The sequence below is a fragment of the Phytobacter sp. V91 genome (assembly GCF_965644225.1).
GTDB lineage: Bacteria > Pseudomonadota > Gammaproteobacteria > Enterobacterales > Enterobacteriaceae > CBFFRJ01.
Genome location: NZ_CBFFRJ010000082.1, coordinates 1 through 23,627, shown reverse-complemented (window position 1 = coordinate 23,627; position 23,627 = coordinate 1). Strand labels below are relative to the sequence as shown.

The 23,627-nt window shown below is 53.7% G+C and carries 23 protein-coding genes and 3 tRNA genes; 10 read left to right on the top strand and 16 right to left on the bottom strand.

Features of this window, described 5'->3' with window-relative positions:
* Nucleotides 1–126 precede the first annotated feature (126 nt).
* From nadR to serB, 3 genes are all read right to left on the bottom strand, one after another.
* Nucleotides 127–1,359: a multifunctional transcriptional regulator/nicotinamide-nucleotide adenylyltransferase/ribosylnicotinamide kinase NadR gene (nadR, locus tag ACSZO4_RS16685; protein ID WP_437890144.1), complete on the bottom strand. Its 1,233-nt coding sequence runs from the start codon at nt 1,357–1,359 to the stop codon at nt 127–129.
* A gap of 141 nt (nt 1,360–1,500) precedes the next feature.
* Nucleotides 1,501–2,886, bottom strand: coding sequence for a DNA repair protein RadA (gene radA, locus ACSZO4_RS16680; RefSeq protein ID WP_437890143.1), 1,386 nt, complete (start codon nt 2,884–2,886; stop codon nt 1,501–1,503).
* Nucleotides 2,887–2,896: 10 nt separating this feature from the next.
* Complete coding sequence (gene serB, locus ACSZO4_RS16675) at nt 2,897–3,868, bottom strand: phosphoserine phosphatase (protein WP_437890142.1); 972 nt, start codon at nt 3,866–3,868, stop codon at nt 2,897–2,899.
* Between the two features lie 105 nt (nt 3,869–3,973).
* Between serB and ACSZO4_RS16670 the strand changes: the two genes are divergently transcribed.
* Both ACSZO4_RS16670 and lplA read left to right on the top strand, forming a co-directional pair.
* Nucleotides 3,974–4,618: a YtjB family periplasmic protein gene (locus ACSZO4_RS16670; RefSeq protein ID WP_437890141.1), complete on the top strand. Its 645-nt coding sequence runs from the start codon at nt 3,974–3,976 to the stop codon at nt 4,616–4,618.
* Between the two features lie 39 nt (nt 4,619–4,657).
* Nucleotides 4,658–5,674, top strand: a complete 1,017-nt coding sequence (gene lplA / locus ACSZO4_RS16665; RefSeq protein ID WP_437890140.1) for a lipoate--protein ligase LplA — start codon at nt 4,658–4,660, stop codon at nt 5,672–5,674.
* Between the two features lie 92 nt (nt 5,675–5,766).
* Here lplA and deoD read toward each other — a convergent pair whose 3' ends face one another.
* The 4 genes from deoD to deoC form a co-directional block, all read right to left on the bottom strand.
* Nucleotides 5,767–6,489 (bottom strand): purine-nucleoside phosphorylase, encoded by a 723-nt coding sequence (gene deoD, locus ACSZO4_RS16660; RefSeq protein WP_437890139.1) that lies wholly within the window; start codon nt 6,487–6,489, stop codon nt 5,767–5,769.
* Nucleotides 6,490–6,552: 63 nt separating this feature from the next.
* Nucleotides 6,553–7,776, bottom strand: coding sequence for a phosphopentomutase (gene deoB / locus ACSZO4_RS16655; protein ID WP_437890138.1), 1,224 nt, complete (start codon nt 7,774–7,776; stop codon nt 6,553–6,555).
* A 51-nt stretch (nt 7,777–7,827) separates the two neighbouring features.
* Entirely contained in the window at nt 7,828–9,150 is a 1,323-nt protein-coding gene (deoA, locus tag ACSZO4_RS16650) for a thymidine phosphorylase (protein ID WP_437890137.1), read from the bottom strand.
* A 181-nt stretch (nt 9,151–9,331) separates the two neighbouring features.
* Nucleotides 9,332–10,111: a deoxyribose-phosphate aldolase gene (deoC, locus tag ACSZO4_RS16645; protein ID WP_437890136.1), complete on the bottom strand. Its 780-nt coding sequence runs from the start codon at nt 10,109–10,111 to the stop codon at nt 9,332–9,334.
* 252 nt (nt 10,112–10,363) lie between these two features.
* On the opposite strand from deoC, the gene ACSZO4_RS16640 reads away from it, so the two are divergent.
* Nucleotides 10,364–11,914, top strand: coding sequence for a YjjI family glycine radical enzyme (locus ACSZO4_RS16640; RefSeq protein ID WP_437890135.1), 1,551 nt, complete (start codon nt 10,364–10,366; stop codon nt 11,912–11,914).
* Nucleotides 11,886–12,749 carry a YjjW family glycine radical enzyme activase gene (locus ACSZO4_RS16635; RefSeq protein ID WP_437890134.1) on the top strand — a complete coding sequence of 288 codons (864 nt, stop codon included), beginning with the start codon at nt 11,886–11,888 and terminating at the stop codon, nt 12,747–12,749. The genes ACSZO4_RS16640 and ACSZO4_RS16635 overlap by 29 nt, the downstream gene beginning before the upstream one ends.
* On the opposite strand, the gene ACSZO4_RS16630 is transcribed toward ACSZO4_RS16635, so the two are convergent.
* From ACSZO4_RS16630 to ACSZO4_RS16595, 8 genes are all read right to left on the bottom strand, one after another.
* Entirely contained in the window at nt 12,738–13,520 is a 783-nt protein-coding gene (locus tag ACSZO4_RS16630) for a TatD family hydrolase (protein ID WP_437890133.1), read from the bottom strand. The two genes, ACSZO4_RS16635 and ACSZO4_RS16630, sit on opposite strands and share 12 nt — an antisense overlap.
* Nucleotides 13,517–14,590, bottom strand: coding sequence for a patatin-like phospholipase family protein (locus ACSZO4_RS16625; RefSeq protein WP_437890132.1), 1,074 nt, complete (start codon nt 14,588–14,590; stop codon nt 13,517–13,519). The genes ACSZO4_RS16630 and ACSZO4_RS16625 overlap by 4 nt, the downstream gene beginning before the upstream one ends.
* A gap of 160 nt (nt 14,591–14,750) precedes the next feature.
* Complete coding sequence (locus ACSZO4_RS16620; protein WP_437890131.1) at nt 14,751–14,912, bottom strand: DUF1328 domain-containing protein; 162 nt, start codon at nt 14,910–14,912, stop codon at nt 14,751–14,753.
* 134 nt (nt 14,913–15,046) lie between these two features.
* Nucleotides 15,047–15,664, bottom strand: a complete 618-nt coding sequence (gene osmY, locus ACSZO4_RS16615) for a molecular chaperone OsmY (protein WP_437890130.1) — start codon at nt 15,662–15,664, stop codon at nt 15,047–15,049.
* Nucleotides 15,665–16,067: 403 nt separating this feature from the next.
* Nucleotides 16,068–17,657 (bottom strand): peptide chain release factor 3, encoded by a 1,590-nt coding sequence (gene prfC / locus ACSZO4_RS16610; RefSeq protein ID WP_437890129.1) that lies wholly within the window; start codon nt 17,655–17,657, stop codon nt 16,068–16,070.
* 92 nt (nt 17,658–17,749) lie between these two features.
* Nucleotides 17,750–18,427, bottom strand: a complete 678-nt coding sequence (gene yjjG / locus ACSZO4_RS16605; RefSeq protein ID WP_437890128.1) for a pyrimidine 5'-nucleotidase — start codon at nt 18,425–18,427, stop codon at nt 17,750–17,752.
* A 21-nt stretch (nt 18,428–18,448) separates the two neighbouring features.
* Nucleotides 18,449–18,889 (bottom strand): ribosomal protein S18-alanine N-acetyltransferase, encoded by a 441-nt coding sequence (gene rimI, locus ACSZO4_RS16600; RefSeq protein ID WP_437890145.1) that lies wholly within the window; start codon nt 18,887–18,889, stop codon nt 18,449–18,451.
* Nucleotides 18,858–19,271 carry a DNA polymerase III subunit psi gene (locus ACSZO4_RS16595; protein WP_437890127.1) on the bottom strand — a complete coding sequence of 138 codons (414 nt, stop codon included), beginning with the start codon at nt 19,269–19,271 and terminating at the stop codon, nt 18,858–18,860. Before ACSZO4_RS16595 ends, rimI begins: the two co-directional genes overlap by 32 nt.
* A 248-nt stretch (nt 19,272–19,519) precedes the next feature.
* Between ACSZO4_RS16595 and rsmC the strand changes: the two genes are divergently transcribed.
* The 4 genes from rsmC (at nt 19,520) to ACSZO4_RS16575 (ending at nt 21,042) form a co-directional block, all read left to right on the top strand.
* Entirely contained in the window at nt 19,520–20,548 is a 1,029-nt protein-coding gene (gene rsmC, locus ACSZO4_RS16590) for a 16S rRNA (guanine(1207)-N(2))-methyltransferase RsmC (RefSeq protein ID WP_437890126.1), read from the top strand.
* Nucleotides 20,549–20,714: 166 nt separating this feature from the next.
* Nucleotides 20,715–20,800, top strand: a tRNA-Leu gene (locus tag ACSZO4_RS16585).
* A gap of 30 nt (nt 20,801–20,830) precedes the next feature.
* Nucleotides 20,831–20,916 (top strand) — tRNA-Leu (locus ACSZO4_RS16580).
* 40 nt (nt 20,917–20,956) lie between these two features.
* Nucleotides 20,957–21,042: transfer RNA gene (locus ACSZO4_RS16575), tRNA-Leu, on the top strand.
* Nucleotides 21,043–21,085: 43 nt separating this feature from the next.
* Here the strand turns inward: ACSZO4_RS16575 and ACSZO4_RS16570 are convergent.
* Nucleotides 21,086–21,364 (bottom strand): DUF1435 domain-containing protein, encoded by a 279-nt coding sequence (locus tag ACSZO4_RS16570; RefSeq protein WP_437890125.1) that lies wholly within the window; start codon nt 21,362–21,364, stop codon nt 21,086–21,088.
* A 216-nt stretch (nt 21,365–21,580) separates the two neighbouring features.
* Here ACSZO4_RS16570 and ACSZO4_RS16565 point away from each other — a divergent pair, with 216 nt between their 5' ends.
* Together ACSZO4_RS16565 and fhuF are read left to right on the top strand one after the other, a co-directional pair.
* Nucleotides 21,581–22,645 carry a GGDEF domain-containing protein gene (locus ACSZO4_RS16565; RefSeq protein WP_437890124.1) on the top strand — a complete coding sequence of 355 codons (1,065 nt, stop codon included), beginning with the start codon at nt 21,581–21,583 and terminating at the stop codon, nt 22,643–22,645.
* 99 nt (nt 22,646–22,744) lie between these two features.
* Nucleotides 22,745–23,533, top strand: a complete 789-nt coding sequence (gene fhuF, locus ACSZO4_RS16560) for a siderophore-iron reductase FhuF (RefSeq protein WP_437890123.1) — start codon at nt 22,745–22,747, stop codon at nt 23,531–23,533.
* The last annotated feature ends 94 nt before the right edge of the window (nt 23,534–23,627 follow it).

Here is a 23,627-nt window from a genome sequence, read left to right as displayed (position 1 = left end):
ACAACCCCCCCGATGATCAGTCGGGGATCTTCCCCGCCTGAGCGGGGAAGGTCAAGACATAAGAGCCGGGGTGAGGGCACCAGACCGCACGACTCAACAAGGGTGAGGGCATCAGACCGCAGAGATCTACCCCTGCTCGCCCATCATCCCTTTCACCAGCTCGACACAACGCAGGAAGCGCCCGTCATAATCCGGCTCTTCAACATGCACAAAATCGATATGATTTTCTTTGAGCATATCGACCAGCATAGCCTGGAACTCTTTGCGATCCACTGAACTGCCGAGGCTACGTAGTCCGTCAGCCACCCATGGCGTGTTATTTTCCAGCAGGATCACCAGGTCAAAACGGTATTCGTCGATCAGCACCTGGACGAAGGGATGCTCACGGCCTTCATATTTTTTGCAGAACGCCTGAGTGGTGACAAAGTCAGTATCGACAAAAGCGACTTTGTTGGCGTATTTGACCGCAAAATCAATGTACTGCGCCTGGCCAAGGGCAATTTTGTCGTAGTCTGAATATTGCAGCGCAATCTCATCGCCACCGAGGTGTGAGAAGACATAATCCCGCCCATATTCCCAGGCGCTGGTGGTATTGAAGATATTGGCAAGCTTATTGACCAGGGTCGATTTCCCGCTGGATTCACCGCCCAGAATCGCCACGGTACGCACGAAGAAGGGCTTCACTTCAGTTGGAATGTAATCCCAGTAGCGGAAGGGGTTTGCACGGATCTGCCCACCACTGATGCTCATAAAGGTGCGTTTGGGATCGATCAGAACGGTTTGAATACCGAGATGTTGCAGGTACTGCGACGCATCTGACTCTTCAGAGGTATAAATCCAGTTGGGCTGAATGCCTTTCTCATCCATAAAGGCGTTAATGCCTTTACTCCAGACATCCCAGCCGTGTGGATAAGGCTCCATCCCCTCTTCATTGAACGCATGAATGCGGATATTTTTCTGATATTTGAACGTCTGGAGCAACCAGCGCAGGCGATCGCTGATGGTCGGCTGCTGCGACATCGCGCTGTTTTCAAAGAGCTCGCGATCGCGCGTTTCGTCATAGCCCATCACGATATGCAGCTCATCGACCTGACTACAGGCGCGCTGAATCAGGTAAATATGCCCGGTATGTAACGGGTAGAACTTGCCAAACACCACGCCGATATTTTTTTGCTGACGGGGAAACTCAAGACCAAGAAAACGGTGCAATGCCTCCAGCTTCTGTGCGCTGGGGCTTTTGATTTTGGCATTCAGGAGCTGGCTCAGATAACCTTTGGTCATACCGCTGGCGTCCGAAACCTGCTGTAACGTACAGCCTTTCTGACGAATGGCGGTTTTGAGATAGTCGAATGACGACACTGGAGCCTCCTGCTAGCTGGATCTGCCTGACCGCGTAAAGAGCCAGGCTTATATGCAACATTCCCTGTGCATTTCGGGGCAGGAAGGCGGCACGTGAACGCCGCCAACACTCCTGCCACCAGAAAGGCGACGGGAATTTAATTATAAGTCGTCAAACACACTTAGCGCATCTGAGAGTTTTTTCACGCCAAAAATCTGCATCCCTTCCGGTGCTTTTTTCGGCACATTGGCGGCGGGCACAATCGCCCGACGGAAGCCATGTTTTGCCGCTTCGGAAATACGCTCCTGGCCGCTGGGAACCGGGCGAATCTCCCCCGCCAGACCGACCTCGCCAAAAACCACCAGATCCTGCGGCAGCGGGCGATCGCGCAGGCTGGAGACCATCGCCAGCAGCAACGCAAGATCGGCGCTGGTTTCCGTCACTTTGACGCCACCCACCACGTTTACAAATACGTCCTGATCGGCCATTTGCAGACCGCCGTGGCGGTGTAATACCGCCAGCAGGATCGCAAGACGGTTTTGTTCCAGCCCAACCGCCACGCGCCGCGGGTTGGCCATCATCGAGTGATCCACCAGCGCCTGAATTTCTACCAGTAGCGGGCGAGTTCCCTCCCAGAGCACCATCACCGAGCTCCCGGCCGTCACTTCATCGCCACGGCTGAGGAAAATAGCCGATGGATTACTGACTTCGCGCAAGCCTTGCTCGGTCATGGCGAAGACCCCCAGCTCATTAACCGCGCCAAAGCGGTTTTTATGGCTGCGCAGGGTACGAAAACGGGAGTCGGCATCACCATCCAGCATCACCGAACAGTCGATACAGTGCTCAAGGACTTTCGGTCCGGCCAGCGAACCATCTTTGGTTACGTGACCAACCATCACAATCGCCACGCCTCGCGTCTTGGCAAAACGCGTCAGATATGCTGCGGTTTCCCGCACCTGCGCCACGCTCCCCGGCGAGGATTGAATATCTGCCATATGCATCACCTGAATGGAGTCGATGACCATCAGCTTCGGCTGCTCCTCATCGGCAATCAGGCAGATTTGCTCAATGCTGGTTTCTGACAGCATGTTCAGATTGGCAGTGGGCAGACCAAGGCGGTGGGCGCGCATGGCCACCTGCTGTAACGACTCCTCGCCGGTGACGTACAGCGTTTTCATTTGTTCGGCAAGCTTGCAGAGGGTTTGCAGCAATAGCGTTGATTTACCGGCACCTGGATTGCCGCCAATCAGAATGGCGCTCCCCGGCACCACGCCGCCGCCCAGTACGCGGTCAAACTCTTTAAAACCGGTGGAAAAACGCGGTAGCGCCTCAAGACTAATATCGGAGAGTTTCTGTACTCTGGAGACGCCTGCATTGCCCGCGTAGCCGCTCAGGCGTTCATTGCGAACAACGGTTGGCGATGCAGCCACGCCGCGCACTTCAGTAATGGTATTCCAGGCCTGACAGGCACTGCATTGCCCCTGCCAGCGCGGATAATCGGCACCACATTCATTACAGACAAATGCACGTTTTGGAGCTTTCGCCACAGAGACCTCGTTATTTCTTACTTAAGCTGGCCGAGAGAATGCAGAACACTCCCATCAGGTCAGCGTGACGGATTGTCACTTCCGTCTTCTCATTGACTTTGGGTTTGGCATGGTAAGCAATGCCCAACCCGGCGATTTTAATCATCGGCAGGTCGTTAGCGCCGTCACCAATAGCGATAGTCTGGGTGATGGGGATGTCATATTTTTCCGCCAGCGCCGTAAGCGTCTTCGCTTTGTATTGCGCATCGACGATATCGCCCAGCACATTGCCGGTGAATTTACCGTCAAAGGTTTCCAGTTGATTGGCGACCGCATCAGATAAACTCAGCTTATCCCGCAGGTGATCGGCAAAGAAGGTAAAGCCGCCGGAAGCAATGGCCACTTTCCAGCCAAGGGACTGCATTTTCAGCACCATTTGGGTCAACCCCGGCATCAGCGGCAGTGTTTCACGCACCTGATGAAGAATGCCGGCATCGGCGCCTTTAAGTGTTGCCACGCGACTGCGCAGGCTGGCGGTAAAGTCCAGCTCCCCGCGCATCGCACGCTCGGTCACTTCGGCAACCTGCTCGCCCGTTCCTGCCAGTTTGGCGATTTCATCAATACATTCGATTTGAATGGCGGTGGAGTCCATATCCATCACCATCAAACCCGGCGCGCGCAGTGACGGATTTTTACCTAAAGGCGCCACATCCAGACCATTATCATGGGCAAGACGTGTTGCGCGCGGCGTCAGCGAGCCAGCCAGGCGGATAACCTGATAGTCATCGACCCGCCAGGCGGCCACGATAACCATCGCCGCCCCCAATTTGCGCTGCAAAGCGGTCAGGTGAGCTTTATCCAGTTTGCGTCCATACAGAAGCCAGCCGGTGCGCCCTGCGTGATAATCCAGAGGCATAACCTCATCGCCACTTAAAGAGAGCGGCAACCCGGGCCACTGAGAAACATCGTTGGGCAGGTCGCACCAGGTCAAATTATTTGGCATTACAGCTCCTGTAGGGATATGTGCTGAGGTAAAAATAACGCATGAGGCTACCTTGTAACCAGCGCTTCTGGCAACATTAAGCCGCAAATTTTCAACAGGTGGAATATGGCTCGCGCAAAACTTAAATTCAGGCTTCACCGTGCCGTGATCGTGCTTATCTGTCTGGCATTGCTGGTCGCGCTGATGCAGGGGGCATCCTGGTTCAGCCAGAGTCATCAGCGTCAACGCAACCCTCAGCTTGAAGAGCTCGCGCGCACGCTGGCTAAACAGGTGACGTTAAATCTCACCCCATTGATGCGTACCGAAACGCCAGACGACAAGCGTATCAGTATTATCCTGCGACAATTGACGGAAGAGAGCCGCATTCTGGATGCCGGCGTTTATGACGAACGCGGCGATCTTATTGCGCGATCTGGCGAAAGCATTGATGTTCGCGACCGCCTGGCGCTGGACGGTAAAAAAGCGGGCGGTTACTTCAATCAACAGATTGTCGAACCTGTCCAGGGAAAAAGCGGCCCGCTGGGTTATCTGCGCTTAACGCTCGATACCCATACGCTGGCGACGGAGGCCAAGCAGGTCGACAACACCACCAATATTCTGCGTCTGATGTTACTGCTTTCACTGGCCATTGGCGTCGTCCTGACCCGCACTCTGCTGCAGGGCAAACGTACCCGCTGGCAGCAATCCCCCTTCCTGCTGACTGCCAACAAACCCGTCCCGGAAGAGGAAGAGAGCGAGAAGAAAGATTAGTGGTACAGTTAACGCCTTATACTGAAAAGGAAATCTGTCATGACAACGCTGCGCCTGCTTATCTCTGATTCATACGACCCCTGGTTCAACCTGGCCGTGGAAGAGTGTATTTTCCGCCAGATGCCCGCCACCCAGCGCGTGCTTTTTTTGTGGCGTAATGCGGATACCGTGGTAATTGGGCGCGCGCAGAATCCATGGAAAGAGTGCAACACCCGGCGAATGGAAGAAGATAACGTTCGCCTTGCGCGCCGCAGCAGCGGGGGCGGCGCGGTATTCCACGATCTTGGCAATACCTGTTTTACCTTTATGGCAGGCAAGCCGGAGTATGACAAAACCGTCTCCACCGCCATTGTGCTGCAAGCGCTAAACTCGCTGGGGGTCACCGCAGAGGCCTCCGGGCGCAACGACCTGGTGGTGAAAACCGCCGATGGCGATCGCAAGGTCTCAGGCTCGGCCTATCGCGAAACCAAAGATCGCGGTTTCCACCACGGCACCTTATTGCTCAATGCCGACCTCAGCCGTCTGGCAAACTACCTCAATCCGGACAAGAAGAAACTTCAGGCGAAAGGCATTACTTCCGTGCGCGGACGTGTGGCTAATCTGGTGGAACTGCTGCCGGGCGTAAGCCATGAACGCATTTGCGAGGCGGTGACCGCTGCCTTCTTTACCCATTACGGCGAGCAGGTGGATGCGGAAGTGATTTCACCGGATAAAACGCCTGACCTGCCGAACTTCGCCGAAACCTTTGCCCGCCAGAGCAGTTGGGAGTGGAACTTCGGCCAGGCTCCTGCGTTTAGCCATTTGCTCGATGAGCGTTTCACCTGGGGTGGCGTTGAGCTGCACTTTGATGTCGAAAAAGGGCATATCACCCGCACGCAGGTATTTACCGACAGCCTGAACCCCGCCCCGCTGGAGGCGCTGGCGGCCCGTTTACAGGGCTGTCTGTATCGCGCTGATGCGCTGGTTCAGGCATGTGATGCGCTGCTTGTCGACTTCCCGGAGCAGGAAAGCGAACTGAGAGAGCTGTCGGCATGGATTGCGGGTGCGGTGAGATAACAACTGTCTGATGCCCTCACCCCGACCCTCTCCCACCGGGAGAGGGAGAAAACCAAAACCGCACCGGGCGGTCAGAGTGAGGGGAAATGCACTTACTCTTTATCGCCCAGCAGAACGGATTCCAGTGCGATTTTGATCATGTCGTTGAACGTGGTCTGACGCTCAGCAGAGGTGGTCTGCTCATGGGTACGGATATGGTCGGAAACGGTACAGATACTCAGCGCTTTTGCTCCGAACTCCGCGGCAACGCCGTAGATACCGGCCGCTTCCATTTCCACGCCCAGAATGCCGTATTTTTCCATCACGTCGAACATTTCACCGCCGTCCGGCGCATAGAACAGATCGGCAGAGAAGAGGTTGCCGACGCGGGCGTCAACGCCCAGCGCTTTCGCAGCATCAACGGCATTACGCACCATGTCGAAGTCAGCAATCGCCGCAAAGTCATGATCCTTGAAACGCATACGGTTGACTTTGGAATCGGTGCAGGCACCCATACCAATCACGATATCACGCAGTTTCACGTCCATGCGCACCGCGCCGCAGGAGCCGACGCGAATGATTTTTTTGACGCCGAAATCAGTGATCAACTCTTTGGTATAGATGGAGCAGGAAGGGATCCCCATTCCGTGGCCCATGACTGAGATTTTACGACCTTTGTAGGTCCCGGTGTAACCCAGCATGCCACGGACGTTGTTCACTTCACGAACATCTTCAAAGAAGGTTTCCGCAATGTGTTTAGCACGCAGCGGATCGCCCGGCATCAGAACAACATCAGCGAAATCACCCATTTCTGCGTTAATGTGAGGAGTTGCCATCTTCAGTTCCTTTTTATTTGTTGTGTGGGATGGGGGCAACAAGCGCTGCCCATCCCAAAGCGTTTAAAGCATGTTTTTGCCGTAGTCCATCGGCGAGGTACCGAAGAACGATGCCACCGTCTGACCGATGTCCGCAAAGGTGTCACGATGCCCCAGTGAGCCCGGTTTCACTTTCGGGCCGTAGATCAGAACCGGAATATGCTCACGGGTATGATCGGTGCCCTGCCAGGTCGGGTCGCAACCGTGGTCGGCGGTCAGGATAAGGATATCATCCTCTCCCACCAGTTCCATCAGCTCCGGCAAACGACGGTCAAACAGTTCCAGACCACCCGCATAACCGGCTACATCGCGGCGATGACCCCATGATGAGTCGAAATCAACGAAGTTGGTAAAGACAATTGTCTTATCACCCGCGATTTTCATCTCCTGGATGGTGGCGTCGAACAGCGCGTCCAGACCAGTTGCTTTCACTTTTTTGGTGATACCGCAGTTGGCGTAGATATCCGCGATTTTCCCCACGGAAACCACCTGGCCGTCTTTCTCATCAACAAATTTCTGCAACACCGTCGCTGACGGCGGCTCCACCGCCAGGTCATGACGGTTGCCGGTGCGCTGGAAGTTCCCGGCCTTATCACCGACAAACGGACGCGCGATAACACGACCGATGTTGTAACCCCCTTCCGTCAGCTCAACGCGGGCGATTTCACAAAGTTCGTACAGCTTGTCCAGACCATAGGTCTCTTCGTGACAGGCAATCTGGAACACGGAATCCGCAGAGGTATAGAAAATCGGCTTGCCGGTTTTCATATGCTCTTCGCCCAGCTCGTCGAGGATAACGGTACCGGATGAGTGACAGTTACCGAGGTAGCCCGGCAGGTTTGCCCGCTCTACCAGCTTGTCCAGCAGTTCCTGCGGGAAGCTGTTTTGATGATCGGAAAAATAGCCCCAGTCGAACAGTACCGGTACACCTGCGATTTCCCAGTGTCCTGACGGGGTATCTTTACCCGAGGAGAGCTCATGCGCCCAGGCATAAGCCCCGGTGATTTCTGCGTTGCCATCCATGCCAGCCGGGATTTCCCCCGTCGAACCTTCGTGCGCTTTCGCCAGTCCCAGTCGGGTCAGATTCGGCAAATGCAGCGGGCCTTTACGCCCATGGTCAGCTTCTCCGTTCGCACAACGTTCCGCGATGTGGCCCAGGGTATCAGAACCCACGTCACCAAATTTTCCTGCGTCTTCCGTTGCGCCGATACCGAAGGAGTCCAGCACCATAATAAATGCACGTTTCATAGTTTCTCCGTACTCAGTGCTTTGAAAAAAAGCGATCAGATCAGTATATCGTTAATCGGTAATGCGCCGCCACACCGTTGGCGTTTCTTTCGGCGCTTCATCGGCGATCACAATCGCGGCTTTTATTGCATTTGCCGCATCCTGCCAGCTGGTTTCGTCTTTCGCATGAATAACGGCGAGTGGGCGCTGCCCGTCGACTGCGTCGCCCAGACGGGCCATATCGGTAAAACCAACGCTGTAGTCAATGGCGTCAGAGGCCTGACGGCGACCGCCGCCCATAGCAACCACCGCCATCCCCAACGCGCGGGTGTCCATCTGCCCTACCACGCCTTCGTGGTCTGCGTACACCGCTTTGCTGAGCATCGCAGTGGGTAAGTAATTGTCGTAGTTTTCGACGAAATCGGTCGGGCCGTTTTGCGCCGCAACCATGCGGCCAAAGATTTCCGCCGCTTTGCCGTTATCCAGCACCGCCTGTAATTTGGCCCGAGCCTGCGCATCATTTTCCGCCAGCTTGCCGGAAATCAGCATCTCCACGCACAGCGCCATGGTGACATCAAACAGGCGCGGGTTACGGTAATCGCCGGTCAGGAAGCGCACGGCTTCACGCACTTCCACCGCATTGCCTGCGCTGGAGGCCAGTACCTGGTTCATATCGGTAAGCAGCGCGGTGGTGCGAACGCCCGCACCGTTTGCCACACCCACAATCGACTGCGCCAGTTCGGCAGACAGTTCAGGGGTTGGCATAAATGCGCCGCTGCCGACTTTAACGTCCATCACCAGCGCATCCAGTCCTTCTGCCAGTTTCTTGGCCAGGATTGAGGCGGTAATTAACGGAATAGAATCGACGGTTGCCGTGATGTCGCGAGTGGCATAAAAGCGCTTGTCAGCCGGGGCCAGAGAATTGGTCTGCCCGATAATCGCCACGCCGACGTTTTTGATGATGTCGCGAAAACGGCTGTCATCCGGGAAAATATCAAAGCCGGGGATGGCTTCAAGTTTATCCAGCGTACCGCCGGTGTGACCCAGACCGCGCCCGGAGATCATCGGAATGTAGCCGCCACATGCAGCCACCATCGGCCCGAGCATCAGCGATGTCACATCGCCAACGCCGCCGGTGGAGTGTTTGTCAACAATAGGGCCGTTGAGGTTGAGGCTCTTCCAGTCAAGGACGGAACCCGAGTCTCGCATCGCCATGGTCAGCGAAACGCGCTCCTCAATAGCCATGTCGTGGAAGAAAATGGTCATTGCCAGAGCGGCAATTTGCCCTTCGGAAACGGTGTTATCACGAATGCCATTAATAAAGAAACGGATCTCTTCATCACTGAGCGCGTGACCATCACGTTTTTTACGAATAATTTCTTGAGCGAGAAACACGGTACCCCCCTGAGGAATCAGGTTAAATGCGGCGGAAAAACCACCGCAATGAATGATTACTCTAAATAATTCAAGTCGCAGGAAGGCGGCAATTGAGCTCATCCCCAGGAGCTTACTACAGTAAGTGACTGGGGTGAGGGAGTGCAGCTAACGCACCTGCGGGTTGAAGTATGACGAGTAATTAGTAGCTGCTTGCGCTCTTACCGTCGCCATGGCCCAGCGCTTTAAGCAGGCTGGCAAGCAGGCTGGAGGCACCAAAGCGGTAGTGGCGCGCATCCGCCCAGTCAGCACCCAACACATCGTCGGCAGTGGCCAGATACTGCTGCGCGTCTTCGGCGCTACGCACGCCGCCGGCCGGTTTAAAGCCTACGGTTTTCGCCACGCCCATATCACGGATCACTTCCAGCATAATGCGCGCGCTTTCCGGGGTCGCGTTGACCGGCACTTTACCGGTAGAGGTTTTGATAAAGTCAGCGCCCGCCTTAATAGCGATTTCGGAAGCTTTACGGATAAGCTGCTCTTCTTTCAGTTCACCGGTTTCGATAATCACTTTCAGTAACACGTTTGCCGCGGCACAGGCTTCTTTACAGGCTTTCACCAGATCAAAACCAACCTGCTCATTGCCCGCGATCAGCGCGCGGTACGGGAAGACCACATCGACTTCATCTGCGCCATAGGCGATGGCGGCACGGGTCTCTGCCAGCGCAATCCCGATATCATCATTACCGTGCGGGAAGTTAGTGACGGTGGCGATGCGAACCTCCGGCGTGCCCTGCTCATTGAGAGTCTTACGCGCAATCGGGATAAAACGTGGATAGATACAAATCGCGGCGGTCGTCCCGACCGGGGTTTTCGCCTGATGGCACAGGGCGATGACTTTTTCATTGGTGTCATCGTTATTCAGCGTGGTCAGGTCCATCAATTTCAATGCACGCAGGCTGCTTGCAGTTAAATCAGTCATAGCTTTCTCCGTCGGCAACCGCCGATTTAATTCGGGCCTGTTATTATTCTAACATTTACCCGTCGTTACACATCGACACTCATCACAGTTAATGAAAACGAAATTCATATTTGCAAAACCATAATGAGACATTCATCAAATTTTCATGCTTAAAAGAGCCGTTTACCGACCCTTTAGCGCATATGGATCAAGAGGGGCTGGTCGTGGGTTATCTACACTTCACTCACCACTTAAGGAATAAGAGGAGCGAATATGTCCACATCTGTTGATTCATCTCACCTGTCGCGCTGCCAGCAAATCGTCACCAGTTCCGCGCTCACTCCCGCGCAAAAACGTCACTTTCTGGCGCTGGAGGCAGAGAATAATCTTCCCTACCCTGCGCTACCGGATAGCGCGCGAGCAGCACTGGAAGAAGGGACAATTTGCGATATGTTCGAAGGCCATGCCCCTTATAAACCACGCTACGTGCTGCCGGATTATGCGAAGTTTCTCGCCAATGGATCAGCCTGGCTGGAGCTGGAGGCCGCAACAGATCTCGACGATGCTCTGTCGATGCTGACAATCCTCTATCACCATGTTCCTTCCGTCACATCAATGCCCGTCTATCTGGGTCAACTGGATGTGATTCTGCAACCATATGTTAGAATTCTAACACAAGAAGAAATCGATATTCGAATAAAACGTTTCTGGCGTTATCTGGACAGAACCCTGCCGGATGCTTTTATGCATGCCAACATCGGCCCGGCTGATACGCCAGTCACACGCGCAATTTTACGAGCAGATGCTGAACTGAAGCAGGTTGCGCCTAATCTGACGTTTATTTATGACCCGCAAATTACACCGGATGATTTGCTACTCGAGGTCGGCAAAAATATCTGTGAGTGCAGCAAACCCCATATCGCCAACGGCCCGGTAAATGATAAAATTTTCACAAAAGGTGGATATGGCATCGTCAGTTGTTACAACTCACTGCCGCTGGCAGGGGGCGGCAGCACCCTGGTGCGCCTGAATCTGAAAGCCATCGCGCAGCGCAGTCAGGATGCTGAGGATTTTATCAATAACACCCTGCCTTACTACTGCCGGCAGCAGATGGCCGTCATCAATGCGCGTTGTGATTTCCTGTATCAGCAATCGGGCTTCTTTGAGCATAGCTTCCTGGTCAAAGAAGGGCTGATTGACCCGCAACGTTTTGCACCGATGTTTGGTATGTACGGGCTGGCCGAAGCGGTTAACCTGCTCTGCGATCGCTCAGGCCTCAACTTACGCTACGGTAAGGATATGGAAGCCAATGCGCTGGCATATACCATCAGCGAACGGCTGGCCGAATTTGTTGAAAACACCCCCGTGAAGCACGGCTGGAAGAATCGGGCGATGCTGCATGCCCAGTCCGGCATTAGCTCAGATACCGACACTACGCCGGGCGCGCGTCTGCCCTACGGCGACGAACCCGATCCTATTACTCACCTGTTAACCGTCGCCCCGCACCACGCCTGCTACACCTCCGGTATCAGCGATATCCTCACGCTCGATGAGACGGTGAAACGTAATCCCCAGGCCGTGGTACAGCTGTGTCTTGGCGCGTTTAAGGCAGGAATGCGTGAGTTCACCGCCAACGTCAGCGGTAACGACCTGGTTCGGGTGACGGGCTATATGGTGCGTCTGTCCGATCTGCAAAAATTCCGCGATGAGGGCTCGCGTACCAATACCACCTGGCTTGGGGAAGAGGCCGCACGTAATACCCGCATCCTTGAACGACAGCCTCGCGTGGTCAGCCATGAACAACAGATGCGCTTTAGTCAGTAAAATCATTCCGTTTTCCTGTGTTGACGGGCCAGGCAGTCGCCTGGCCCTGTTTTTACAGGGCTGCAATCTGAACTGTAAAAATTGCCATAATCCGTGGACTATCGGTCGTTGTAATCACTGCGCCCACTGCGTTCCGGCCTGCCCGCATGGCGCATTATCTCTGGCAAACGGCAATGTGAACTGGGAGGCTGCCGCATGCCAGCAGTGCGACACCTGCCTGCGGCTCTGCCCGCAACAATCCACGCCGATGGCGCTCACACTCAGCCTGGATGCGGTGCTGGCGCAGATCCAAAAAGCGGCAATGTTTATTGAAGGCATCACGGTCAGCGGCGGGGAAGCAACCACCCAACTCCCCTTCCTGATCGCCCTCTTTACCGCCCTGAAGACCAGCAAGACACTGGGCCACCTCACAAAGCTTGTGGACAGCAACGGCATGCTCAGTGAGACGGGCTGGCAAAAACTGATGCCGCTTTGCGACGGGGCAATGATCGACCTGAAAGCCTGGGACAGCGGACTGCACCGCTTTCTGACTGGCCGCGACAATACTCAGGTGAAAGCCAGCCTGCGTCTACTTGCAGAACAGCAGAAACTGACGGAGCTACGTCTGCTGGTTATCCCCGAACATTGCGATTACCTGCAGCACATTGATGCGCTGGCGGCGTTTATTCAGACGCTGGGGGATATCCCCGTCAGACTCAATGCCTTCCATGCCCATGGCGTCTACGGCGAGGCAAAGCGCTGGCGTAGCGCAACGGCGCAGGATGTTGAGCCCCTGGCGCAGGCGCTTAACATTCGGGGAGTAAAAAAGGTGATCCTACCCGCCTTATACCTCTAAGGCGAACAGGCGCCGGGTATTATCCAGCAACGCCTGCGCGATGACCTCCGGCGGTTCCGGGCGCAGTTCGCACAGCGTCTGAAAAACACGGGCCGCCTGTTCAGGACGGTTAGGTTGACCCTGAAAGCCATTTAAGGGCATATCCGGGGCATCGGTTTCCAGCAGCAGTGAATCCAGCGGCAACTGCGCCATTACCTCGCGGGTCTTACTGGCCCGTGGATAAGTGATGGTTCCCCCTACGCCAATGCAATATCCCAGACCAATAAAGCGTTGCGCCTGCTGTAAACTTCCGGCAAAGCCATGCACCACGCCGGTTCGCGGTAAGTTGTGGCGCTTTAAATGCATCGCCAGCTTATCGTGTGTGCGCCTTGAGTGCAGAATCACCGGTAAATCAAAGCGTTTTGCCAGCTTAAGCTGCGCCTCAAGCACCGCTTCCTGCCGTTCAATCTGTGGATTTTCACGGTACAAATCGAGGCCAATTTCACCGACGGCAACCACTTTGGCCTCCCTCCTGGCGAGCTGTTCCTCAAGCTGGTCAAGGCAGTCAGCGGTGTGTTCTTCAATCACAATCGGATGCAAGCCCAGTGCGCCGTACAGGGCGGGCCAGCTTCTGCTGAGGGCGACCACCCGGGCAAAATACTGAGAGCCAATGGACGGTACAATAATACGCTCAACCCCCATCGCCGCCGCGCGGGCAAGGCTGGCGGCTTCATCATCCTGAAACGGGGGAAAATCAAAGTGGCAATGGGTATCGATAAAGCGGAAAGTCACGCGGTATCCTCATCGTTAAACGGCAGGTCGTTAGCCTGTACGGCACTCGTCAACGAGGTATCGAGTGTATCGTTGGCCACCGCTGTGGGCGGCATAACAAGGGTCGTGGAGGGTGTAACAATCGAACGATGGCGAGCCAGCGGCGGGGTTGTCACCAGCAATTTACCTACCGTTGCGAGGAAATAGCGTCCGCAAAGTCTGCCCAGTTTGTAGTCTTCGCGCAGCGCCGGTAAGCGGCTACCCAGCGCCATACTGTTCAACAGCTTCGGGGGATAAATTTCGATAATGCGCAGTTTCCCCGGCGGCGTATCGATAAATTTCTGCGTGGCGGCATAGGTTTTCTCATGGTGCTGGACCAGATTGATCAGCGGCTGCAAACTGCTTTCCCCCAGCCAGCGCTCCATACGCTTAAACCATTGCGGCGTGTAATACATTTGCGAAGGAACAGTGCGTACCACGACGATCGTCTTCGCCCCCCTTTTTGCCGCCTCCTGCACCGGGATGGCAGCACTGACGCCGCCATCAAGGTAGTTAACGCCATTAAGGGTGACGCCAGCACGATAGAATCCGGGGATCGCACTGGAGGCACGGATCAGATCCAGCCAGTTGTCATGCTGGGGGGAAAAGTATTCTGCGCTGTAATCATCCTGCCGACAGGCAGCCATGAGAAAGGATTTTCCAGCGTCAAAACCACGGGCCGCGTAATCCATTGCCAGCGGCATTTGGCTGGCAGTGGACTCCACAAGCCAGTCGAGATCGATCAGATTACCGCCCCGCACAAAACGCACCGGATCAAAAAAGTCACGGGAGGTGGTGTAACGCATGATCACTTTGCGGGCATAGCCCGGCTGGTTACAGACAAAGGCAGAGAGATTCTGCGCCCCGGCGGAGGTGCCGAGATAAAGCTCGAAAGGATCGAATTCGGCGCGCATAAATTCGTCCAGAACACCGGCAGTAAAAATACCTCGCTGGCCGCCGCCTTCACACACCAGCGCGATGCGGCCTGCACGAAATGGTTTTAACGCCAATGGCGCGATATTGCCAGGCGTCACGGGAATATGCTGCCCCACCCTGCCTTCCTGTTTTTACTTTTTAGTCATTAAGCCAAAGTAGCGCATTTTATTATCCATAGAAACTCTCTGCCCCTTACCAATCTGTGCCATTCCCTGAAACGATAAAAGCCAGTCACATGGACTGGCCTGGTAATTTGTTGAGCAGCACGGGATATCGCTATGGACGCCGGCGTCCCATAAACAGGCTGATCAGGAACAGGATGATACCGACGACAAAGACGATTTTCGCAGCGCCAGCTGCCGTCCCCGCCAGACTACCAAAGCCCAGAGCGGCGGCAATTAACGCGATAACCAGAAATATGATGCCCCAACGAAACATAAGACTCTCCTTCTTTACCATAGTTAATGTCGACCGCTTGTCGTGAGCGCTCAGGATGCTCACGGGCAATATTTCCCAGGTGCGTACAGCCCCTTCTTCCCGAAATCATCGGGGCTGCACGTTTTCAGGGATTGTTACTTTGCCTGAAGATCGTTTTTGACACTTTTGACGCCATCAACGGCTTTGGCGATACTCTCGGCCCGTTCAATTTGGGCCTGCGAGTCAACCGTACCGGACAGCTGCACGACACCATCGGTAGTCTCCACTTTCACCTTACGGGAAGGGACGAGGTCATCGGCGAGCAGTTTTGCTTTGATTTCACTGGTGGTGGCGGTGTCACCGGTATAGCCTTTAACCGTCGAAGACTGACTGTCACGCACGTGCAATTTGTCACTCACTGACGAGACGCCTTCGATACCTTTCGCGGTATCGACCGCCAGATTGGCCTGCGCCTGGCTCTCAACAAAGCCGCTCAGCGTCACCACCTTTTTCTCCGTTTTCACTGAAATATCCGTGCTTTTAATTTCTTCGTGATCGACCAGCGCCGCTTTAACTTTGGCGGTGATGGCACTGTCATCCATGAAATTACCGACTTTATTCATAGAGCTATCGATTTTTTGCCCTGCGTTGTTAGCCGCATTCTGTGCTTTATCCAGGGTGGTGTTTTCCGCCAAAGCGGATCCACTTGCCAGAGTGGCACCCAGCGCAACGGCCAGCAGAGTTTTAGAAATCTTCAGTCTTGTCATAGTCATCAGTCTGTTCCTGTTGGTTTACCCACGATTTGGGCTTTCAGCAGCAAAAAGGCCGCTGTTACTTCCCTGGTGACATCACCAAATATCGAGTCCGTGCCCAGGTCATGGACAGGGTTCCATACCGTTTTCCCGCCTGGCACACGTCTCTTTTTCAGTCATTAATACTAAGTTATGATTTTTTCAGTAATTAAAAATCCACTATCAACTGGATATGTAGGATTATTAACCACCAAAAATGTCATCACTTTGTTAAATATAGCCAACAATAGTAAAAACGCTTGCTGAATTGATTAAAAAACGAGCATTACAGGCGTGATCGCGGCTATTTAAGAACTTTCCGCAAGAGGCTAATAAGACAGGTTAAGTGACGGAGCACGGCGTGTGCCGCGCTCCGCAGAGGAGATTAGTGTTCGCGGGTCTGATGGAACTGGACGTCAGGATAACGTTCACGGGCCAGGTTCAGGTTCACCATGGTCGGGGCAATATAGGTCAGATTATCGCCGCCATCCAGCGCAAGTTGGATCTCATTCTTACGCTTGAACTCTTCGAATTTCTTCACGTCATTGCATTCCACCCAACGCGCCGTTGCGACGTTGACAGATTCGTAGACGGCTTCAACGTTGTACTCACTTTTGAGTCGTGAAACCACCACATCGAACTGCAACACACCGACCGCGCCAACTATCAGATCGTTGTTCGCAATTGGGCGGAAGACCTGTACTGCCCCCTCTTCGGAAAGCTGTACCAGACCTTTGAGCAGCTGTTTTTGCTTCAGCGGATCGCGCAGGCGAATACGACGGAACAGTTCCGGGGCGAAGTTCGGGATACCGGTGAACTTCATCATCTCACCCTGAGTAAAGGTGTCGCCAATCTGAATAGTACCGTGGTTGTGCAGACCAATGATGTCGCCAGGGAAGGCTTCTTCAACATGTGAACGGTCGCCCGCCATAAAGGTCAGCGCATCAGAAATAACCACGTCTTTACCCAGACGCACCTGGCGCAGCTTCATGCCTTTCTCATACTTACCGGACACCACACGCAGGAAAGCGACGCGGTCACGGTGTTTCGGGTCCATGTTGGCCTGAATTTTAAAGACGAAGCCAGTGAACTTCTCTTCGTCAGCCGTCACTTCGCGGCTATCCGTTGCCCGTGGCATCGGCGCAGGCGCCCACTCAACCAGACCGTCCAGCATATGGTCAACACCGAAGTTACCCAGCGCCGTACCGAAGAAGACCGGGGTAATTTCACCGGCCAGGAACAGCTCATGATCGAATTCGTTCGAAGCTCCCTGCACCAGCTCCAGCTCGTCACGCAACTGCTGCGCCAGATCATCACCGACGGCGGCATCCAGATCCGGGTTGTTCAGCCCCTTCACAATGCGTACTTCCTGGATAGTGTGGCCTTTACCGGTCTGATACAGGTAAGTTTCATCTTTATAAAGGTGGTAAACACCTTTGAACAATTTGCCGCAGCCAATCGGCCAGGTGATGGGCGCACAACCGATTTTCAGCTCATTTTCCACTTCATCGAGCAGTTCCATCGGATCGCGGATATCACGGTCAAGTTTGTTCATAAAGGTGATGATCGGCGTATCACGCAGACGCGTGACTTCCATCAACTTACGGGTACGGTCTTCGACACCTTTCGCCGCATCAATCACCATTAAACAGCAGTCCACCGCCGTCAGCGTGCGGTAGGTATCTTCGGAAAAGTCTTCGTGCCCGGGGGTGTCCAGCAGGTTAACCAGGCACTCATGATACGGGAACTGCATCACGGAGGTGGTGATAGAGATACCACGCTGCTTTTCCATCTCCATCCAGTCGGATTTTGCATGCTGGCTGGAGCCACGGCCTTTTACCGTACCGGCAGTCTGGATAGCCTGTCCGAACAATAACACCTTCTCGGTGATCGTGGTTTTACCGGCATCCGGGTGAGAGATAATGGCGAACGTTCGGCGCTTCGCTACCTCTTGTAAATAAGGAGACAACGTCATAATGAATTTCTTCTGTGTAAAGGCGCGGCAATCGCCACGGCCAGGAGATACGAAAAATGCGGCTATTGTACTCAACGACTGAGTGCAGACAATCAATGTTTACACAGGAGTGACTCCAGTTCGGTTAACGATGTTACGGTCCAGGTCGGGTTGATTCCCTCCGGCAGGACACGATCGTGAGCATTGAGCCAGCAGGTGGAAAGGCCTGAATTCATCCCACCCAGTATATCTGACTCGGCGGTATCGCCGACCATCAGCACGCGGGAAGGATCGGGGTTTTGTGCCTGCTCCAGCGCGTAATTGAAAATACGCGGATCGGGCTTTGCTACCCCAACCTGCTCGGAGATAACCAATAAATCAAAATAGTCGCGAAAACCGGTGCGTTCCAGACGGATCTGCTGCAACGCGGTAAAGCCGTTGGTGATGATACCAAGCTTAACCTTCCCTTTTAACGCACTGAGCAAAGATTGCGCGCCCGGCAGAGGCGAACAGATCTCCGCCATTGCATTCAGGAACGCGTTATTCAAATCACCAGGGGCCACATTAAGACGTTCAGCCCAACCCTGAAAACGTTGATGCTGAAGCTGCAACGCGTTGATGGATCCGTTCTGGTAATCAACCCATAACGGTTTATTAATCGCCTGATAATCATCAAAATCATCGCGGGTGAATGTCACGCTATAGTCAAGAAACATTCGCTGTAAGCCACCGAAAGCATCGAACGTAAACAGCGTTTCGTCAGCATCAAAGAATATCCATTCCCATCTCATTACATCATCACCTTTCGTGGTTTAAATTGGCAGCGCCATAATGATGGCGTCTTCACGTCCATTCGCTGTGGGGTAGTAGTTGCGGCGGATTGTCGCCTCGTTAAATCCCAGACTTTCGTACAGCGCAATCGCGGCATGGTTCGAGGCTCTGACCTCAAGCCACAGCGTCAATACATCACGCTTTTCCAGCTCGCTGATTAAATGCTCCAGCAGTTGTCTGCCAACCCCCTGACGTTGCCAGGCCGGATCAACCGCGATGTTAAACAGTGTCGCCTCATCCAGCACAACCTGGGTAATGGCAAACGCGGCCATGACATCCCCAGCCATCAAACGGAAATTGAGGTAACGTTCGCCCTGATTGGTCGCAAAGGTTTTCTCACTCCAGGGAAACGCATGGGCCCGGGTCTCAATGTCATACGCACGGGCTAAATCAGCCGTGGTGAGGGAAGAAATCATGTTCATAGTCACAGATTTGTTGCCATAACGCGGCACGTGCCACCGGGTTAACCCGAAGTTCGTCAAAAGCCGGTGACGCAACCTGCGCCCCCACCAGCGGCAAGGGTTGCTCGATACCCAGTCGCCAGCTATTACAGACGCTTTCGGCTGGCAGCATCGCCACGCGATCCTCCGTCAGTTGCAGGACCTGATCGGCACTCAGCGCCAACGCTCGCAGTACATCGTTTATTAGTGGGTCAGCTAACGTGGGCAGTTCAGAAGAAACCATCACCAGACGAATATGCGCCGGAAGAGAAACAGCGATTTCCCCCTGTAACGCCATCGGACGACGCAGGGACCACTGGGTGACCCCCAGTTGTTGTAATTGCCAGTCGCGTCGGGTAGTCATAGCGAAAACTCCTGTCTGTCAGGCGCGCAAATATAGCAAACTCGTCGAATATTCGCCATCAGCCAAAGAGGCAGCAGGAAGGATAACGTGCATACACTAAATCATTCGTGATGCATCGCGGCGACAAGAATGAGTATCCCTGGGAGCTTACACAAGTAAGTGACCAGGGTACGAAGACGCCGTCAACAAAGAGGCAGCGTGAAGGATAACGTGTATAATCCCCGCCTGAGTTTAATGAGGAACCCTCCATGTCTGCTTTAACCCCGGCAAGTGAAGTCTTGCTGCGCCACAGTGATGATTTCGAACAAAGCCGCATTCTGTTTGCCGGTGATCTACAGGACGACCTGCCTGGAAGACTCGACACGGCCCATAGTCGTGCCTGGACCCAGCAATACCATCAGTGGCAAACACTCAGCCGCCAGATGGGTGATGATGCCGTCTTTGGTCTGACGCTGGAACAGTCCTCGGTTGGCGACAGCGATACGCTTGTCTATTACTGGCCGAAAAATAAGCCAGAAGCCCAGTACCAACTGATGAATCTGCTCTCTTTGCTACCGGTGGGTACGGACATTTTTGTCGTCGGTGAAAATCGCAGCGGCGTTCGCAGTGCGGAACAGATGCTGGCAGAGTTCGCGCCGTTGAATAAAGTGGACAGCGCTCGCCGTTGCGGGCTTTACCATGGTCGCCTGGAAAAGCAGCCAAACTTCGATGCGCAGGGCTTCTGGAACGACTACCAGCTTGATGGGCTTACCATCAAAACCTTGCCTGGCGTTTTCAGCCGTGACGGACTGGACGTCGGAAGCCAGTTATTGCTGTCAACCTTTACTCCCCACACCAAGGGCAAAGTGCTCGATGTCGGTTGTGGCGCAGGGGTTCTGGCAACGGTGCTCGCCAGCCATTCACCTAAGGTACGTCTGACATTGTGCGATGTCTCAGCACCAGCGATTGAAGCCAGTAAAGCGACCCTCGCCGCCAACGGCCTGGAAGGCGACGTCTTCGCCAGTAACGTTTTCTCTGACGTCACCGGTCGTTTCGATATGATTATTTCCAATCCGCCGTTCCATGATGGGTTGCAAACCAGCCTTGAAGCGACACAAATGCTGATTCGTGGCGCGGTTCGCCATCTGAACAGCGGTGGTGAATTGCGTATCGTCGCCAACGCCTTCCTGCCGTATCCAGCCGTGCTGGATGAGATGTTTGGTTTCCATGAAGTTATCGCGCAGACCGGCCGTTTCAAAGTCTACCGCACTGTGATGACCCGCCAGGCCAAACGTTAATTCTCCTCTGCCCGGTAATCACTGATTTACCGGGCATTTGCTCCCCGATCCGCGCTGCGTTTTTTTACATCAGTTGAAAAAGCGACCTGCAATTAACTGTTGACGAAAACCAGAAAACATCTAGAATGCGCCTCCGTGGTAACGATACTTATTGTATCGATGGAATGCGAAGGTGGCGGAATTGGTAGACGCGCTAGCTTCAGGTGTTAGTGTCCTTTGGATGTGGGGGTTCGAGTCCCCCCCCTCGCACCATCATCCACAAAATGATATTGCTCGCACTGGGCGAAGGTGGCGGAATTGGTAGACGCGCTAGCTTCAGGTGTTAGTGTCCTTCGGATGTGGGGGTTCGAGTCCCCCCCCTCGCACCAACGAGGCGATATCAGACAAAGCAAGATATAAGATAGTTGTGCGAAGGTGGCGGAATTGGTAGACGCGCTAGCTTCAGGTGTTAGTGTCCTTAGGATGTGGGGGTTCGAGTCCCCCCCCTCGCACCAAATATCTTATCCCCAGGTAGTCCCTCTTTAGTATCACCTTTCGCTACATCATCATTTTTACATTCAGCATCGCCATAATGATCCCACCGACCAATGCAACGCCGGACGGCAAGAGTATGAAATGGCGCAGACGCTTATGGTAGAGCATGGCGGGAGTCAGCAGTAAGCCGATAACGATCACCACGCGCCAGGCATCTAAAGGGAGATCGGCAAAAGCCATTACAGCGACGACAATGCCCGGTAACAGGATGGCCCATCCACTCCCCAACGCGCGTTGTAACATGATTTTGCCTCTCGCATTGATAATGATAACCAATATCATATGACATACTTTATCATTTGTCAGCATCAGCACCAAAAGCGGTATGAACTTTACTCATCTTCAGGTGACAGACATTCATGAAGGTGATAAATTAAGCGTCACTTAATTAAATCTAAACAATTACACTTTTTCGCGATAAACTTTCCGCGCGTTATTTTTAATCTTTGGCAACCAGTTAAATTATACATTGCAGATTAATAACGATTTTTTATATATATGACAGCACAATCCTGGCAATCACTCTGCAAAAAGAAATATCGATTATCCCTTCGACTCTTCTTGCTACTCAATGCCATCTCAGCCCTGTTTACGATAGCCCTGCCGCTTAGCGGTATCCGTGGGCTCACCCTGCCACTGTGCCTGATTCTCAGCGCCAGCGTGCTTGTCATGCTATACCAGTGGAAATATTCGAAGAAAAAATTAAATATTACGCTGATATCATTTTTATTCGGTTGTTGTTGGGCATGGCATATCATTATTAAAACAAGGGTAATAAACGCTGATGATTCTGGTTATCTGCTGATAGCCCTATTAAGTGTTTTATTTATTGGCGCGCTCGCTTTTTCCAATAATATCATTGCGTTTGTGTTGCACTCTTTCCCCACCTTTGTGGCCTGCCTTTGGTTAAGCACCGGTGAAATATCGATTCGACTGTTCTACGCCTTCATGCTGCCGTTGATTGGTATTTCCATTCAGTATGTGATCCAAAAGCGGAATGACAATTTCTCTCAGGCGCTGATGTATCGCCTGATCCAGGAACGTAAAACCCTTAATGACCTGAGTATGCTCGACCCTCTCACCGGGCTGTACAATCGCCGTGGGTTGCAGCATAAGCTGACCAACCTGCTGGCGCTGGATGACGGCACACGATTTGTTCTGCTGCTGGATATTGACCACTTCAAAGCCTACAACGATCACTACGGCCATATGATGGGCGACCAGGCGCTGATTCGTGTTTCGGCGGCGATCCGTGACGCGGTGCGTTCCCGTGACCTTGTTGCCCGTTTCGGCGGCGAGGAGTTTATGGTTTTACTCAACAGCGTGGATCTGGAGCGCGCCCGCATTGCCGCAGAACGCATTCGCCAGCAGGTCTACGATCTTGATATCCCGCATATGTTCAACGAAAGCGTCGCCACTAACGTCACGATCAGCATCGGTATTGCGCCGCTTGAAGATGGTGATATTGAAGAGGCGCTCACTAAAGCGGATAAAGCGCTCTACGAAGCCAAGAATCTGGGACGCAACAGCATTCTGGTCAGTGGTGATTTGCAGATAGCCTGACCCCCGCCCGCCTTCTTTACCATAAACATCTTGCTATCGATTTTACCTCTGGCTAGGATTGGCAATCATTATCATTTAGATTTCCATCTATCCTGCACTATGGCTTATCGTTGCGCTCCGCTAAATGAATTCGTCATCCGACGCGTCCGGCATGTCAGCGACACTGACGCCCTGGCCAATGCCGTGCGTGACACGCTTACCCGGCTGCGTCCTCATCTTCTTGAGTTCATCAAGCTCAATGAACTTGCACCACGGGAAGCAGTGACCCTCGCCGAATGGATGCGACCTGCACGACTGCTGGAACTACGGGAAATCTACGCGGCTCATATCTACCAAAAACAGCCGACGCTGCCCTATGAAGGAAAGCCGCTGCTTTCACTCTGGGCCCAGTGGTACCTCGGTCTGATGGTTCCCCCGCTGCTGCTGGCACTGTTAACGCAGAAGCAGGCTCTGGATTTATCTCCTGAGCATCTGCACGTGTTGTTTCACGAGACAGGCCGTGCGGCCTGCTTCTGGCTGGATGTCAGACAGGATGATGCCTTATCGACTCAGGGTGATTCTTCGCGTATTGAAGCCCTGATAAGCCAGGCTATGTTGCCGGTCGTCGAGGCGCTGTCAGCCACTGGTGAGATCAACGCGAAGCTTATCTGGAGCAACACTGGGTATCTGATCAACTGGTGTCTGGGAGAGATGATACCGCTGCTCGGTGAAAACCGCGTCGCTGCGCTGCGCCAGTTCTGTTTCTTCGAAAAACAGCTCAGTAACGGCAACGATAACCCGTTATGGCGAACGGTTGTCACTCGCGAAGGCTTACTAGTCAGGCGTACCTGCTGCCAGCGTTACCGCCTGCCGGATGTCCAGCAGTGCGGTGACTGTACATTGAAATAATCTTGTGCGGCCTGATGCCCTCACCCCAACCCTTGTATGTTTAAAGTCACTTCAGTTACCCGCCACCAGGCGGGTACACTGCTACCGTGTTTGA

Bases quoted from the DNA above. Each gene is read 5' to 3' on its own strand.
- serB (WP_437890142.1), bottom strand. From the start codon at position 3,868: ATGCCAAATAATTTGACCTGGTGCGACCTGCCCAACGATGTTTCTCAG.
- ACSZO4_RS16670 (WP_437890141.1), top strand. From the start codon at position 3,974: ATGGCTCGCGCAAAACTTAAATTCAGGCTTCACCGTGCCGTGATCGTG.
- lplA (WP_437890140.1), top strand. From the start codon at position 4,658: ATGACAACGCTGCGCCTGCTTATCTCTGATTCATACGACCCCTGGTTC.
- deoD (WP_437890139.1), bottom strand. From the start codon at position 6,489: ATGGCAACTCCTCACATTAACGCAGAAATGGGTGATTTCGCTGATGTT.
- deoB (WP_437890138.1), bottom strand. From the start codon at position 7,776: ATGAAACGTGCATTTATTATGGTGCTGGACTCCTTCGGTATCGGCGCA.
- deoC (WP_437890136.1), bottom strand. From the start codon at position 10,111: ATGACTGATTTAACTGCAAGCAGCCTGCGTGCATTGAAATTGATGGAC.
- ACSZO4_RS16640 (WP_437890135.1), top strand. From the start codon at position 10,364: ATGTCCACATCTGTTGATTCATCTCACCTGTCGCGCTGCCAGCAAATC.
- ACSZO4_RS16635 (WP_437890134.1), top strand. From the start codon at position 11,886: ATGAACAACAGATGCGCTTTAGTCAGTAAAATCATTCCGTTTTCCTGT.
- ACSZO4_RS16620 (WP_437890131.1), bottom strand. From the start codon at position 14,912: ATGTTTCGTTGGGGCATCATATTTCTGGTTATCGCGTTAATTGCCGCC.
- osmY (WP_437890130.1), bottom strand. From the start codon at position 15,664: ATGACTATGACAAGACTGAAGATTTCTAAAACTCTGCTGGCCGTTGCG.
- prfC (WP_437890129.1), bottom strand. From the start codon at position 17,657: ATGACGTTGTCTCCTTATTTACAAGAGGTAGCGAAGCGCCGAACGTTC.
- yjjG (WP_437890128.1), bottom strand. From the start codon at position 18,427: ATGAGATGGGAATGGATATTCTTTGATGCTGACGAAACGCTGTTTACG.
- rimI (WP_437890145.1), bottom strand. From the start codon at position 18,889: ATGAACATGATTTCTTCCCTCACCACGGCTGATTTAGCCCGTGCGTAT.
- ACSZO4_RS16595 (WP_437890127.1), bottom strand. From the start codon at position 19,271: ATGACTACCCGACGCGACTGGCAATTACAACAACTGGGGGTCACCCAG.
- rsmC (WP_437890126.1), top strand. From the start codon at position 19,520: ATGTCTGCTTTAACCCCGGCAAGTGAAGTCTTGCTGCGCCACAGTGAT.
- ACSZO4_RS16570 (WP_437890125.1), bottom strand. From the start codon at position 21,364: ATGATATTGGTTATCATTATCAATGCGAGAGGCAAAATCATGTTACAA.
- ACSZO4_RS16565 (WP_437890124.1), top strand. From the start codon at position 21,581: ATGACAGCACAATCCTGGCAATCACTCTGCAAAAAGAAATATCGATTA.
- fhuF (WP_437890123.1), top strand. From the start codon at position 22,745: ATGGCTTATCGTTGCGCTCCGCTAAATGAATTCGTCATCCGACGCGTC.